Annotated in this window: 10 protein-coding genes and 2 tRNA genes; 1 reads left to right on the top strand and 11 read right to left on the bottom strand. The window is 71.2% G+C overall.

Translation table 11 applies throughout. From position 1 onward, the window contains the following. Nucleotides 1–3 precede the first annotated feature (3 nt). Nucleotides 4–363 carry a YciI family protein gene (locus BCAV_RS00055; RefSeq protein ID WP_012725056.1) on the top strand — a complete coding sequence of 120 codons (360 nt, stop codon included), beginning with the start codon at nucleotides 4–6 and terminating at the stop codon, nucleotides 361–363. Between the two features lie 79 nt (nucleotides 364–442). Here the strand turns inward: BCAV_RS00055 and BCAV_RS00050 are convergent. The 11 genes from BCAV_RS00050 to dnaA form a co-directional block, all read right to left on the bottom strand. Next, nucleotides 443–518: transfer RNA gene (locus BCAV_RS00050), tRNA-Ala, on the bottom strand. Nucleotides 519–629: 111 nt separating this feature from the next. Then, the gene (locus tag BCAV_RS23095; RefSeq protein WP_012725055.1) at nucleotides 630–752 is read right to left on the bottom strand and encodes a DLW-39 family protein; all 123 of its coding nucleotides are present in this window, start codon (nucleotides 750–752) and stop codon (nucleotides 630–632) included. Between the two features lie 28 nt (nucleotides 753–780). After that, nucleotides 781–854, bottom strand: a tRNA-Ile gene (locus BCAV_RS00045). Between the two features lie 130 nt (nucleotides 855–984). Then, on the bottom strand, nucleotides 985–1,701 hold the full coding sequence (locus tag BCAV_RS21955; RefSeq protein WP_012725054.1) for a DUF3566 domain-containing protein: 717 nt from the start codon (nucleotides 1,699–1,701) through the stop codon (nucleotides 985–987). Then, nucleotides 1,698–4,355 (bottom strand): DNA gyrase subunit A, encoded by a 2,658-nt coding sequence (gene gyrA / locus BCAV_RS00035; RefSeq protein WP_012725053.1) that lies wholly within the window; start codon nucleotides 4,353–4,355, stop codon nucleotides 1,698–1,700. The genes BCAV_RS21955 and gyrA overlap by 4 nt, the downstream gene beginning before the upstream one ends. Before the next feature lie 90 nt (nucleotides 4,356–4,445). After that, entirely contained in the window at nucleotides 4,446–6,503 is a 2,058-nt protein-coding gene (gene gyrB, locus BCAV_RS00030) for a DNA topoisomerase (ATP-hydrolyzing) subunit B (protein ID WP_012725052.1), read from the bottom strand. A 328-nt stretch (nucleotides 6,504–6,831) separates the two neighbouring features. Continuing rightward, on the bottom strand, nucleotides 6,832–7,353 hold the full coding sequence (locus BCAV_RS00025) for a DciA family protein (protein WP_012725051.1): 522 nt from the start codon (nucleotides 7,351–7,353) through the stop codon (nucleotides 6,832–6,834). Then, the gene (gene recF / locus BCAV_RS00020; RefSeq protein ID WP_012725050.1) at nucleotides 7,343–8,536 is read right to left on the bottom strand and encodes a DNA replication/repair protein RecF; all 1,194 of its coding nucleotides are present in this window, start codon (nucleotides 8,534–8,536) and stop codon (nucleotides 7,343–7,345) included. Before recF ends, BCAV_RS00025 begins: the two co-directional genes overlap by 11 nt. A 10-nt stretch (nucleotides 8,537–8,546) precedes the next feature. Further along, nucleotides 8,547–9,440, bottom strand: coding sequence for a phosphogluconate dehydrogenase (NAD(+)-dependent, decarboxylating) (gnd, locus tag BCAV_RS00015; protein WP_012725049.1), 894 nt, complete (start codon nucleotides 9,438–9,440; stop codon nucleotides 8,547–8,549). A gap of 57 nt (nucleotides 9,441–9,497) precedes the next feature. Beyond that, a complete protein-coding gene (gene dnaN / locus BCAV_RS00010) occupies nucleotides 9,498–10,634 on the bottom strand; it encodes a DNA polymerase III subunit beta (RefSeq protein WP_012725048.1) in 1,137 nt (378 codons plus the stop codon). 539 nt (nucleotides 10,635–11,173) lie between these two features. After that, the gene (dnaA, locus tag BCAV_RS00005) at nucleotides 11,174–12,643 is read right to left on the bottom strand and encodes a chromosomal replication initiator protein DnaA (RefSeq protein WP_012725047.1); all 1,470 of its coding nucleotides are present in this window, start codon (nucleotides 12,641–12,643) and stop codon (nucleotides 11,174–11,176) included. Nucleotides 12,644–12,964 lie beyond the last annotated feature (321 nt).

The following is a 12,964-nucleotide window of genomic DNA, read 5'->3' as shown; positions in this document are numbered from 1 at the left end:
GACATGACCCAGTACCTCATCTTCTTCAACCAGCAGTGGGTGGGTGAGCACAGCGCGGAGTGGTTCCGCTCGCGCGTGGAGCCCTCGGTGGCCGTCATCGAGGAGATCAAGGCCGCCGGCGCGTACGTCTTCGCTGGAGGGCTGGAGGAGGACCTCGACGAGGCCTTCAGCGCCGATGCCACCAGCGGCACGCTGGCGTTCACCGACGGCCCGTACGTCGAGACCAAGGAGTACCTCGGCGGGTTCACCATCGTGGACGTGCCCGACGAGGCGACTGCCAGGATGTGGGCCGGCAAGATCGCAGAGGGGTGCGGCTGGCCGATGGAGGTCCGCCGCTTCAAGCCGTACGGATCACCCGACTGACATGGCGACGGCGGCCGGGCGGGACCCGGCCGCCACCGCAGCGATCTTCCACGTCGCGCGCCGTCGCGGCGGATCCATCTGGTGGAGCCAGCGGGACTCGAACCCGCAACCCCCTGCTTGCAAAGCAGGTGCGCTACCAATTGCGCCATGGCCCCGTGCGGAGGCGGACCCCCGCGGGTGGTGCGTGCCGCCGTCGGGCACCGAACCTGTCGAACCGGACGACGGACGAGCGAACCGCCGTCGTCCCCGGCACCGACCGCGGAGGCTCAGCCCTCGAGCGGGTCCGTCACCTCGGCCCAGAGATCGCGCTCGGCGCGCTCCTCAGCGGCCTTGCGCCAGACGACGTACCCCACGGCCGCGATCGCGGCGAGCAGGAGCAGCTTCTTCATCCCGACCTCCCGGGTCAGACGGGTTGCGTGGGCCTAGCTGGACTCGAACCAGCGACCTCTTCCTTATCAGGGAAGCGCTCTAACCGACTGAGCTATAGGCCCGGGTGGGCGGCCCCACGCGCCGCACGAGAGTACCCCAGGAGAGGCGGCGCTCCCAAACCGGATCGGGCGGCTCCGGCCCCTCGATCGCGATCCTCCTGGGCTCGCTGGCGCTCGCTCCGGAGTCCTCCGCTCAGTCGTCCGTGAGCGTGAGGTGCAGGCCGCCCACGAGCGACGCCACGATGTTGTAGAGGAACGCTCCGAGGGTCGCGAGCGCGGTGATGATCGCGACGTCGGCGATGGCGATGATCGTGGCGGCGGAGATGACGTTCCGGAACTGCAGGTACTCGAGCAGGTCGCCGAACTGGTCCTGCGCACCGAGGTCGGTGACGAGGCTGTCCAGGTCGGAGAACACCTGCATCGAGTCGAGCACCTGCCACGACACGGCGGCGGCGACGACGATCCCGATGCCGATGGCCACGGAGAGCAGGAACGCGAGCTTCATCGTCGACCACGGGTCGACGCGCGACACCGACAGGCGGACGCGCCGCGGGCCGCCGCCCTTCGTGGTGCCGGGCTTCGTCACGGGCGGCCTCCCCGGTCGGGCAGACGACGGCGCGGAGGTCTCCGCCGCGGGTGGCACGGCGGCCGGTGCCTCGGTGGCGCGCACGCGGGTGGAGTCGGTGGTGGTCTGAGCTGACGGCGCGGCGGCGGGCGCCCGAGTGGCGGGAGCCTGGGTGGCGGGAGCCTGGGTGACGGGCGCCGGTGCGGCGCCGCGCGCCGTCGCCGACTGACGGACCGGCTTCCGGGCGGGGACCTGCCCGTTCTGGCTCGGGCGTTGCGCGGGCGGGTGCGCCGGCGGGTAGGACTGCGCCCGCGCGGCGTCGTTCCGGGACGTCTCGCTGCTCATGCCTGTCCTTCCTCGGCCTCGGGCGCGGCCTCAGGGGACGACGGTACGCCATCACCCTCCGCCGGGTCTGTGGTCGGGGCGCCTTCGGCCGATTCCTCCACAGGCTCCTCACCTGCGTCGGCGACCGCCCGCTCCTCGCCGAGGGCGATGGCGATGATGCGGTCGCCGGCGTCGGGCTTGGCGAACGTGACGCCCTGCGTGTTGCGGCCGGTGCGGGTGACCTCGTCGACGGCGGAGCGCACGATCTTCCCGCGCTCCATGATGACGAGCACCTCGTCGTCGGAGTCGACGACGAGCGCCCCCACGAGGTCGCCCCGCGCCTCCACGAGGTTCGCGACCTTGATCCCCAGGCCTCCGCGCCCCTGGACGCGGTACTCCCCGAGCGCCGTCCGCTTGGCGAAGCCGCCCTCGGTGACGACGAAGAGGTCGGCGTCGGTCTCCACCACGTCCATGGCGAGCAGCTCGTCGTCCGCGCGGAACTTCATGCCCGTCACGCCCGACGTCGCCCGCGCCATGGGGCGCAGCGCCTCGTCCGTCGCGGTGAACCGGATCGACTGGCCCTTGCGGGAGACGAGCAGCAGGTCGTCCTCCGCCCCCACGATCCGGGCCGAGACGACCTCGTCCACCGCACCGCCGTCGTCGGTCCGCAGGTTGATCGCGATGACGCCGCCGGTGCGGGACGAGTCGTACTCCGCCAGGCGCGTCTTCTTCACCAGCCCGCGCTTCGTGGCGAGCACGAGGTAGTCGGCCTGGTCGTAGTCGCGCAGCGCGAGCACCTGCGCGATCTTCTCGCCCGGCTGGAACGCGAGCAGGTTCGCGACGTGCTGGCCCTTCGCGTCGCGGCCGCCCTCGGGCAGCTCGTACCCCTTCGCCCGGTACACGCGCCCGAGGTTCGTGAAGAACAGCAGCCAGTGGTGCGTCGTCGTCACGAAGAAGTGGTCGACGACGTCGTCCTCCCGCAGCTGGGCGCCGCGCACGCCCTTGCCGCCACGGCGCTGCGCCCGGTAGTTGTCCGTCCGCGTGCGCTTCGCGTAGCCGCCCCGCGTGATCGTGACGACCACGTCCTCCTCGGGGATGAGGTCCTCGACGCTCATCTCCCCGTCGAACGGCAGGATCGTGGTGCGCCGCTCGTCGCCGTACCGCTCGACGATCGCGCCGAGCTCGCTGCGGACGATGCTCCGCTGCCGCTCCTCGCTCGCGAGGATGTCCTGGTAGTCGAGGATCCGGGCCTCGATGGCGGCGTGCTCGTCCATGATCCGCTGCTGCTCGAGGGCGGCGAGCCGGCGCAGCTGCATGTCGAGGATCGCCGTGGCCTGGACCTCGTCGATCTCGAGCAGCTCCATCAGGCCGGTGCGGGCCTCGTCCGACGACGGCGAGCGCCGGATCAGCGCGATGACCTCGTCGAGGGCGTTGAGCGCCTTGAGCAGGCCGCGCAGGATGTGGATCCGGCGCTCGTCCTCGGCGAGCAGGTACCGGGTGCGACGGACGATCACGTCGATCTGGTGCATCGTCCAGTGCCGGACGAACGCGTCGAGGCTCAGGGTGCGCGGGACGCCGTCGACGAGCGCGAGCATGTTCGCGCCGAACGTGTCCTGCAGCTGGGTGTGCTTGTACAGGTTGTTGAGGACGACCTTCGCGACGGCGTCCCGCTTCAGCACGATGACGAGGCGCTGCCCGGCGCGCCCCGACGTCTCGTCACGCAGGTCCGCGATCCCGGAGATGCGGCCCTCGCGCACCATCTCGCCGATCTTCGCCGCGAGCCGGTCCGGGTTCACCTGGTACGGGAGCTCCGTGACCACGAGGCACTGCCGCCCCTGGATCTCCTCGACCTCGACGACGGCGCGCATCGTGATCGACCCGCGGCCGGTGCGGTACGCGTCCTCGATGCCGCGGTGGCCCAGGATCTGGGCGCCGGTCGGGAAGTCCGGGCCCTTGATCCGCAGCAGCAGCGCGCCGAGGAGCTCCTCGTTCGTCGCGTCCGGGTGCTCGAGGAACCACTCGACGCCCTCGGCGACCTCGCGCAGGTTATGCGGGGGGATGTTCGTGGCCATGCCGACGGCGATGCCGGCGCTGCCGTTGACCAGCAGGTTCGGGAACCGCGCCGGCAGGATCAGCGGCTCCTGCGTGCGGCCGTCGTAGTTGTCGCCGAAGTCGACGGTGTCCTTGTCGATGTCCCGCACCATCTCCATGGCGAGCGGGGCCATCTTGCACTCGGTGTACCGCGGGGCGGCCGCCGAGTCGTCGCCGGGCGAGCCGAAGTTCCCCTGGCCCGCGACCAGCGGGTACCGCATCGACCACGGCTGCACGAGGCGGACCAGCGCGTCGTAGATCGCCGTGTCACCGTGCGGGTGGTAGTTGCCCATGACGTCGCCGACGACGCGCGCGCACTTGCTGAACGCGGAGTCCGGCCGGTAGCCGCCGTCGAACATCGCGTAGAGCACGCGGCGGTGCACGGGCTTGAGGCCGTCACGCACCTCGGGCAGCGCGCGGCCGACGATCACGCTCATCGCGTAGTCGAGGTAGCTGCGCTGCATCTCCAGCTGGAGGTCGACCTGCTCGACGCGGTCCCGCAGGGCGCTCGCCCCGGCTGCGGAGACGACGGCGTCGGTCGTCTCGGCGTCTCGTTCGTCGGGGGTCTCGGGGGGCTGGGTCACTGTCCTGCCTTCGGGTGGGGGTCGTGAGGGCCGCGCTCCGGGCGGAGCCGACGGCGCCCTGCCGCGGTGGGCGGCGCCGTCGTCGCCGGGCTAGATGTCGAGGAAGCGGACGTCGCGGGCGTTGCGCTGGATGAACGAGCGGCGGGACTCCACGTCCTCACCCATGAGGACGGCGAAGATCTCGTCGGCCATGGCCGCCTCGCCGATCGTCACCTGCTTGAGCGTGCGCGTGTCAGGGTCCATCGTGGTCTCCCAGAGCTCCCGGTAGTCCATCTCGCCGAGACCCTTGTACCGCTGGATCCCGCCGTCCTTCGGCAGGCGCCGGCCAGCGGCCCGCCCGGCCTCGAGCAGCGCGTCGCGCTCCCGGTCGGAATACACGTAGTCGTGCGGGCCGTTCGTCCACTTGAGCTTGTACAGCGGCGGCATCGCCAGGTAGACGTGCCCGTGCTCGACGAGCGGCCGCATGTACCGGAACAGCAGGGTGAGCAGCAGCGTGCAGATGTGCTGACCGTCGACGTCGGCATCCGCCATCAGCACGATCTTGTGGTACCTGAGCTTGCTGAGGTCGAAGTCCTCGCCGATGCCGGTCCCGAACGCCGTGATGAGCGCCTGGACCTCCTGGTTGCCCAGGGCCTTGTCCAGCCGCGCCTTCTCGACGTTGAGGATCTTCCCGCGGATCGGCAGGATCGCCTGCGTCTCCGGGTTGCGGCCCTGCACGGCCGAGCCGCCGGCGGAGTCACCCTCGACGATGAAGACCTCGGACACGCTCGCGTCGCGGCTCGAGCAGTCCTTGAGCTTGCCGGGCATCCCGACGCCCTCGAGCAGCCCCTTGCGCCGGGTCGCCTCGCGGGCCTTGCGGGCCGCCATCCGTGCCGCCGACGCCTGGATCGCCTTCCGGACGATCTCCCGCGCCTCGTTCGGGTGGGAGGCCAGCCAGTCGCCGAGCTGGTCGAAGACGACCTTCTGGGTGAACGTCCGCGCCTCGGTGTTCCCGAGCTTCGTCTTGGTCTGACCCTCGAACTGCGGTTCGCCGAGCTTGATGGACAGGACGGCGGTCAGTCCCTCGCGGACGTCCTCGCCCGTGAGGTTGTCGTCCTTCTCCTTGAGCAGGTTCTTCTCGCGCGCGTACCGGTTGACGAGCGTCGTCAGCGCCGCCCGGAACCCCTCCTCGTGCGTGCCTCCCTCGGACGTGTTGATCGTGTTCGCGTACGTGTGGACGCTCTCGCTGTAGGCGCTCGTCCACTGCATCGCGATCTCGAGCGAGATCGTGCGCTCGACGTCCTCCGCCTCGAAGTCGATGATCTCCGGGTGCACGAGGTCGGCGCGCTTCGCCGCGTTGATGTGGCGCACGTAGTCCACGAGACCGTCGTCGTAGCGGTAGGTCACGGTGCGCTCGTGGGACTCGTCGCGCAGCTGGACCGACGTCTCCTCGTCCGCGTGCTCGCCGGCGACCTCGTCACCGGTGCCGGACTCGCGGCGCTCGTCCGTCAGCGAGATCTCCAGGCCCTTGTTGAGGAACGCGTACTGCTGGAAGCGGCCACGCAGGGTCTCGAAGTCGAAGACGGTGGTCTCGAAGATGTCGCCGTTCGGCCAGAACGTCACGGTGGTGCCGGTGACGTCGGTGGCCTCGCCCCGCTCGAGCGGGGCGTCCGGGACGCCGTCGGTGTAGGACTGGCGCCACACGCTGCCCTGCACCCGGACCTCGACCTCGAGGCGGTGCGAGAGCGCGTTGACCACCGAGACGCCGACGCCGTGCAGCCCGCCGGAGACGGCGTACCCGCCGCCGCCGAACTTCCCGCCCGCGTGCAGCACCGTCAGCACGACCTCGACGGCCGGCTTGCCCTCGGACTCGACGATGTCGACCGGGATGCCGCGGCCGTCGTCGACGACCCGGACCCCGCCGTCCTCGGTGAGCGTGACGTCGATCCTCGTCGCGTACCCGGCCAGGGCCTCGTCCACGGAGTTGTCGACGACCTCGGAGACCAGGTGGTGGAGCCCGCGCTCGCCCGTGGAGCCGATGTACATGCCGGGGCGTTTGCGCACCGCCTCGAGACCCTCGAGGACGGTGATGTTGCTGGCGTCGTACCCGGATGCCGAACCGTTCGTGGTGTCGATCGTGTCCTCGACGGTCTCGTGCGTGTCTGCCACTCGGGTGCGCTCCTCGTGCTCCGGCCTGCACGGGCGGCCCGGGGACGTGCGCCCCCGTGCCGGCACGCGCCGACGTGGAGTCCCGCGCGCGTAGGCAGGCGCACGTCGAGCACGACGACGGTGGAGGATTGACCCTCGACCGCACGCCCTCATGCCCGGCGAGACACGCCGTTCTACGGCCTCGGGACTGGTCGCTCTATCCTACCCCTTCCGGGCTCGGAAACGGGTCTCTGGCGCCCGTTTGTGGACAACGGGTTCATTCATGGTGGGGCGGGGCGTTCCGCGCCGCGAGCGGGGCTCTCGCCCGGCCGCCCGACACCCGGGGGCGCTACCCGTAGGTGTCGCGCGGACCTCGCCCCGGAACGGAGCGCGGCCCCCGGCGCCACGACGGTCCGCCCGGCCCGAGCACCGTGATCTCCTCGACCACGCCTTCACCGACCTCGGCCGCGAGGCGGCGCTCGAGCTGCGGCAGGAGCAGCTTGAGCTGCGTGGCCCACGCCGTCGACGTGGTCCGGACGACCAACCGGCCGCCGTCGAACGTCTCCGGTGCGCAGTGGTCGGCGATCTGGTCACCGACGACCTCGCGCCAGCGGCCGACCACCGAGCCGACGGAGAGCGACGCCGTCCAGCCGCGCTCCGCGAGGACCCGTCCCAGCGTCGAGGCGACGAGCTCGGGGTCGCGGGCATCGCGGGACGTCGCACCCGGGAGGCTCGCCCCGCCACGCCTCGGCCGGGGCCGGGTCCCGGGACGGATGCCGCGCTCCTCGGCCGCCCGGCGCGCGCGGCCGAGAGCCGCCGCTGCCGCCTCCACGCCGTCGTCGGGAGCGGCGTCCTCTCCCTCACCGGACACGCAGGACCTCCCCGCCCATGACGTCCATCCTCGCGCCCTCGAGCTCCTCCGGCACGTCCTCCGCGACCGCGGCCGTGACCAGAACCTGCTCGGCGGACGCGACGATCGACGCGAGGCGGGTGCGACGTCGGGCGTCCAGCTCCGCGAACACGTCGTCGAGGACGAGGACCGGTTCACCGCCCCCGCCCGCCTCGCCGTCGTCGCGCAGCAGCGCGTACGAGGCGAGGCGCAAGGCCAGCGCATACGACCAGGACTCGCCGTGCGACGCGTATCCCTTCGCGGGCATGTCGGCGAGCGTGAGCACGAGGTCGTCGCGATGCGGTCCCACGAGGCTGACGCCGCGTTCGATCTCCCGCGTCCGCAGGCGCGCCATCGCCTCGAGCAGGCGCGCCTCGACGAGATCCGCGCGGGTGAGCTCGGTCTCGACGGACTCCACGACCTCCGTGGGGGCGTCGTCGGGCCGCGCCTCCTCGACGCTCGCGCGATAGGAGATCCGGGCCTCGCTCTGGGCCGCGCTCACCTGCTCGTACGTGGCGCCGACATGGGGCCGCAGGTCCTGGACGAGGCGCACCCGGGCCGCGACGAGCTCGGCGCCGGCCCGAGCCAGGTGACCGTCCCACACGTCGAGCGTGCGCAGCGCCGCCGGCTCACCGTCGCCGGACCTGCGCCGCGCCGGACCCGCCGACTTCAGCAGCGCGGTGCGCTGGCGCAGCACCCGCTCGTACTCCGACCGCACCCCGGCCAGCCGTGGGCTGAGCTGCACGAGCAGGTCGTCGAGGAACCGGCGGCGGCCGTCCGGATCTCCCTTGACCAGGGCGAGGTCCTCGGGGGCGAAGATCACCGAGCGGGCGATCCCTGCGGCCTCCCGCACTCGCGAGACCGGCGACCGGTCCACCCGGGCGCGGTTGGCGCGCCCGGCGACGATCTCGAGCTCGACCAACGTCGGGCGGGCACGCCTCACCACCTTCGCCCGGACCACGGCGCGCTCCGCGCCCCACCGCACCAGGGCGGCGTCGCCGGAGACGCGGTGGCTCGAGAACGTGCCCAGGTACCCGATGGCCTCGACGAGGTTCGTCTTGCCCTGGCCGTTCGGTCCGACGAACGCCGTGATGCCCGGCTCCAGGCCGATGACGAGGTCGGCGTAGGAGCGGAAGTCCGTGAGGGCGAGGTCGGAGACGTACACGTGCGGCGGATCAGCCGTCCGCGGCGGGCTTCGTGGCGTGCCCGCCGAACTGCTGCCGCAACGCCGCGACGGCCTTCATCGCCGGCGAGTCCTCCTGCCGGGACGCGAACCGGGCGAACAGGGCCGCGCTGATCACCGGCGCCGGGACGGCGTGCTCCACCGCCTCCTGCACCGTCCACCGGCCCTCGCCGGAGTCCGCCGTCCAGCCGGAGATCTGCTCCAGGTCCGGGTCCTGCTCCAGCGCGCGCACCATGAGCTCGAGGAGCCAGGACCGCACCACCGTGCCGCGCTGCCACGCCTTGAACACCCCGCCGACGTCGGCCACGAGGTCGTCCCGCGCCGCCAGGATCTCGTAGCCCTCGGCGTAGGACTGCATGAGGCCGTACTCGATGCCGTTGTGCACCATCTTCGCGTAGTGCCCCGCGCCCACCGGCCCCACGTGGACGAAGCCCTCGTCACGATCGCCCTCCGGGCGGAGCGCGTCGAAGACCGGCATCACCTCGGCGACGTCGTCCGGTGCTCCGCCGACCATGAGCCCGTACCCGTTCTCGCGGCCCCAGACACCACCGGAGACGCCGACGTCGAGGTAGCGGATGCCGTGACCCGCGAGGTCGTCGGCGTGCACCTTGTCCTCGCGGAAGTTGGAGTTGCCGCCGTCGATCACGAGGTCACCGGCGGCGAGGAGGCCTCGGAGGTCGCCGATCACCGCGTGCGTGATCTCGCCCGCCGGCACCATCACCCACACCACCCGCGGTGCTGGGAGCGCGGCCACCAGCTGCTCCAGGCTGGCGACGTCGGACACGCCCGGGTCCTGGTCGTAGCCCGTCACCTCGTGGCCGTGCTCGCGCAGGCGCTCCTGCATGTTCGCGCCCATCCGACCGATCCCGACGAGTCCGATGTGCATGCCGTCCTCCTGGTGGTCGGTGGGCACGTCGACGACGGCGCTCGCCGTCGACGGGCGTCAGCTCGCGAAACGGATGGGTTGGATCAGGTAGCGGAACACGTCCCGGTCGGCGTCGTCGTCCTCGAGCTTCGGCTGCCCGGTGAGCACGGCCGGCTTCGTGCCGTGCGTGAACGACAGGCGCGTGAACTCCGTCCCCACGACGCCGAGCCCGTCGAGCAGGTACCCGGGGTTGAACGCCGTCGTGATCGGCTCGCCGGTCAGCGTCGACTCGATGGCCTCGGACGCCTGCGCGTCGTCACCCTGGCCGGCCTCGAGCACGACCTGGCCCTCGCTGAAGGTCAGGCGGATCGGTGTGTTGCGCTCGGCGACGAGCGACACGCGCCGCGCCGCCTCGACGAGCTCGTTGGTGGACGCGACGGCGTGCGACGTCGTGGCCTCCGGGAACAGCCGCCGCACGGGCGGGTAGTCACCCTCGACCAGCAGCGACGTCGTCCGGCGGCCGCCGGCCTCGAACCCGACGAGATCCTTGCCGTCGCCGTTCGGCAGCGAGATGCTCACCGCGCCGGCGCTCGTGAGCGACTTCGCGACCTCGGAGAGGGTCCGTGCCCGCACGAGCGCCGTCGCCTCCAGGCCCGGGGACGCCGGGTTCCAGGAAAGTTCGCGCATCGCGAGCCGGTACCGGTCGGTTGCGAGGAGCGTGAGCTTGTCGCCCTCGATCTCCACGCGCACACCCGTGAGCAGCGGGAGCGTCTCGTCGCGGCTCGCGGCGATCGTCACCTGCGCCACGGCCTCGGCCAGCGTGCCGGCGTCGACGGTGCCGGACGCCGGCGGCATCGCCGGCAGCGACGGGTAGTCGTCGAGCGGCATCGTCAGCAACGTGAACCGGCTGGACCCGCACGTCAGCACGACCCGCGTGCCGTCCAGCTCGACGTCCACCGGCTTGCCGGGCAGCGCCCGCGAGATCTCGGCGAGGAGCCGGCCGGAGACGAGCACCGTGCCGGCGTCGGGGACGTCCGCCGCGATCTCCGACAGCGCGGAGACCTCGTAGTCGAAGCTCGACAAGCGGAGCGCGCCCTGCGGATCTGCCTCGATCCGCACGCCGGCGAGCACCGGGATGGAGGGCCGGGTGGGCAACGTCCGGGCGGTCCACGTCACCGCGTCGGCCAGGACGTCTCGGTCAACCCTGAACTTCACGATCTGTGGCCCTCTCTGCTCACGCGACGGCGGTTGCGCACCCTGACGAGCTCGTCACGGTGGCAGCGGGCCAACCCTACGCGAGGCAGGCGACGTCCTGCCCCGCGAGAGGCGCGTGAGATTCGAGGAGTCGGACCGGCCGGCACTGGTCGGTATCCACATCATCATCTCGAGGAAGGACTCGTCGTTGTTGTCGGCAGTGTGGATCGTGTGGATGACCGACGACGGCGCAGGTCGCGCCGCGTTTCGACGTGTGGACGAGCTGTGAGGTCACCTGCGCGTCGACGCCGGGTGTGCGTGGATCGTCATCTGTGGTTCGCCGGCCGTCCACCGGAACAGGTGCGGCCGTCCACGAGCGGACGTGAGGTTTCCACGGTGATCCACAGGGTTGTGCACACCTGTGAAGACTTCAACCCTCAACGAGACGCTGAAGGTTGAGGTGGGCGCGCCGGATGGCGCGTGTCGCCGCTGTGGGTGCGGCAGGGCGGACCGTCGGCGGACACAGGAGACGCGGACGACGTCGTCCGCCACGACGGCGATCAGGCGCGGTTCTGCTGCTTGATGCGGTTCGTGAGCTCGGTGACCTGGTTGAACGTCGAGCGCTGCTTCGCCATGAGCTCGCGGATCTTCCGGTTCGCGTGCATGACCGTGGTGTGGTCGCGGCCGCCGAAGATCTGCCCGATCTTCGGGAGCGAGAGGTCCGTGAGCTCGCGGCACAGGTACATGGCGATCTGGCGGGCGTTGACGAGCACGCGGGTGCGGTCGGCGCTGCACAGCGCGTCGATCGAGACCCCGAAGTAGTTCGCCGTCTGCGCCATGATGACGGCCGGCGTGATCTCGGTCGTGTCGTCGTCGGTGATGAGGTCCTTCAGCACCATCTCGGCGAGCGCGAGATCGACCTGTTGCTCGTTGAGGTTCGCGAACGCCGTCACGCGGATGAGCGCGCCCTCGAGCTCGCGGATGTTCGTCGAGATGCGGGACGCGATGTACTCGAGCACGTCGTCGGGGGCGGAGAGTCGCTCGCTGCCGGCCTTCTTGCGCAGGATCGCGATCCGCGTCTCGAGGTCGGGCGGCTGGATGTCGGTGATGAGGCCCCACTCGAACCTCGAGCGCATGCGGTCGGCGAAGCCCTCGAGGTACTTCGGTGCGACATCGGACGTGATGACGACCTGCTTGTTCGCGTTGTGCAGGGTGTTGAACGTGTGGAAGAACTCCTCCATCGTCTGTTCCTTGCCCTGCAGGAACTGGATGTCGTCGACCAGGAGGACCTCGACGCTGCGGTACCGGCGCTGGAACGCCTCGGCCTTGTCGTCGCGGATCGAGTTGATGAAGTCGTTGGTGAACTCCTCCGAGTTCACGTAGCGGACGGCGATCCCCGGGTAGAGGCGCTGCGCGTAGTGGCCGATCGCGTGCAGGAGGTGCGTCTTGCCGAGGCCGGAGTCCCCGTAGATGAACAGCGGGTTGTAGGCCTTCGCCGGGGCCTCGGCGACGGCGGTCGCGGCGGCATGCGCGAACCGGTTGCTCGAGCCGATGACGAACGTGTCGAACGTGTAGGTGGCGTTGAGCCGGGCGCCGTCCGATCCGGCGGTGCGGGCCTGCGACGCCAGCGCGTCGGCGCGTTGCTGCGCGCGGGCGGAGCGCTCGATCGGCTCCGGAGCGGCGGCCTCGGCGTCGCGCATCTCCTCGGCGCTCGACTCGGCCGGGACGGCGTCCTGCAGGCTCGGATCGACGGTCACGGCGAAGCGGAGCGTGCGGCCGAACGACGCCGCGAGCGCCCGCATGATCTGTTCGCGTGCCCGGGTCTCGAGGAACTCCTTCGCGAAATCGCTCGGCACGGCGAGGAGAAGCGTCTCGTCGATGAGCCCCAGAGGCCGGGTCAGCCGGACGAACGCCAGCTGCGGCGCGCCGAGCGAGCCGGACTCTCCGAGCACGGTGACCGTACGGGCCCAGTTGCCCTCGAGGGAGTCCTCACCAGGGACGTCGCCGTTGGAGGAGTCGGCCGCCGCCACTGTCTCAGCCCTCGATCCGGAGCTTGTCCACACCGTTGTCCACAGACTGTGCGCACAACGCGACCTGCCCGTAACACAGAGGCACGACACGCGCCACCGGACCAGACCCGAGGAGGGGCGTAGCGCCGTCGAGCGGCCCGCCCATGAGAGGGGGCTGTCCGGTCATGTACACATCCCTGCGGGTCGAACTCGAGTGGTTCCGGTGGTCTTCCGAGCACCGTAGGAGACAGCGAGCGATCTCGCCCGTCGTGCCGCGGCGTTCCCACGGCGACCGCCGTCAGGTGAACGGGATGCCGGCGTCGGGGGCCTCGGAACCAGCGA

Origin of the sequence: Beutenbergia cavernae DSM 12333, from assembly GCF_000023105.1 — a bacterium.
Taxonomy (GTDB): Bacteria; Actinomycetota; Actinomycetes; order Actinomycetales; family Beutenbergiaceae; genus Beutenbergia; species Beutenbergia cavernae.
The sequence above is the reverse complement of the archived record's forward strand: the minus strand, read 5'-3'. Positions and strand labels throughout refer to the sequence as shown.

Excerpts from the sequence above, each read along its gene's own strand:
- BCAV_RS21955 (WP_012725054.1), bottom strand. The coding sequence starts at position 1,701 with ATGAGCAGCGAGACGTCCCGGAACGACGCCGCGCGGGCGCAGTCCTAC.
- BCAV_RS23095 (WP_012725055.1), bottom strand. The coding sequence starts at position 752 with ATGAAGAAGCTGCTCCTGCTCGCCGCGATCGCGGCCGTGGGGTACGTC.
- BCAV_RS00055 (WP_012725056.1), top strand. The coding sequence starts at position 4 with ATGACCCAGTACCTCATCTTCTTCAACCAGCAGTGGGTGGGTGAGCAC.
- gnd (WP_012725049.1), bottom strand. The coding sequence starts at position 9,440 with ATGCACATCGGACTCGTCGGGATCGGTCGGATGGGCGCGAACATGCAG.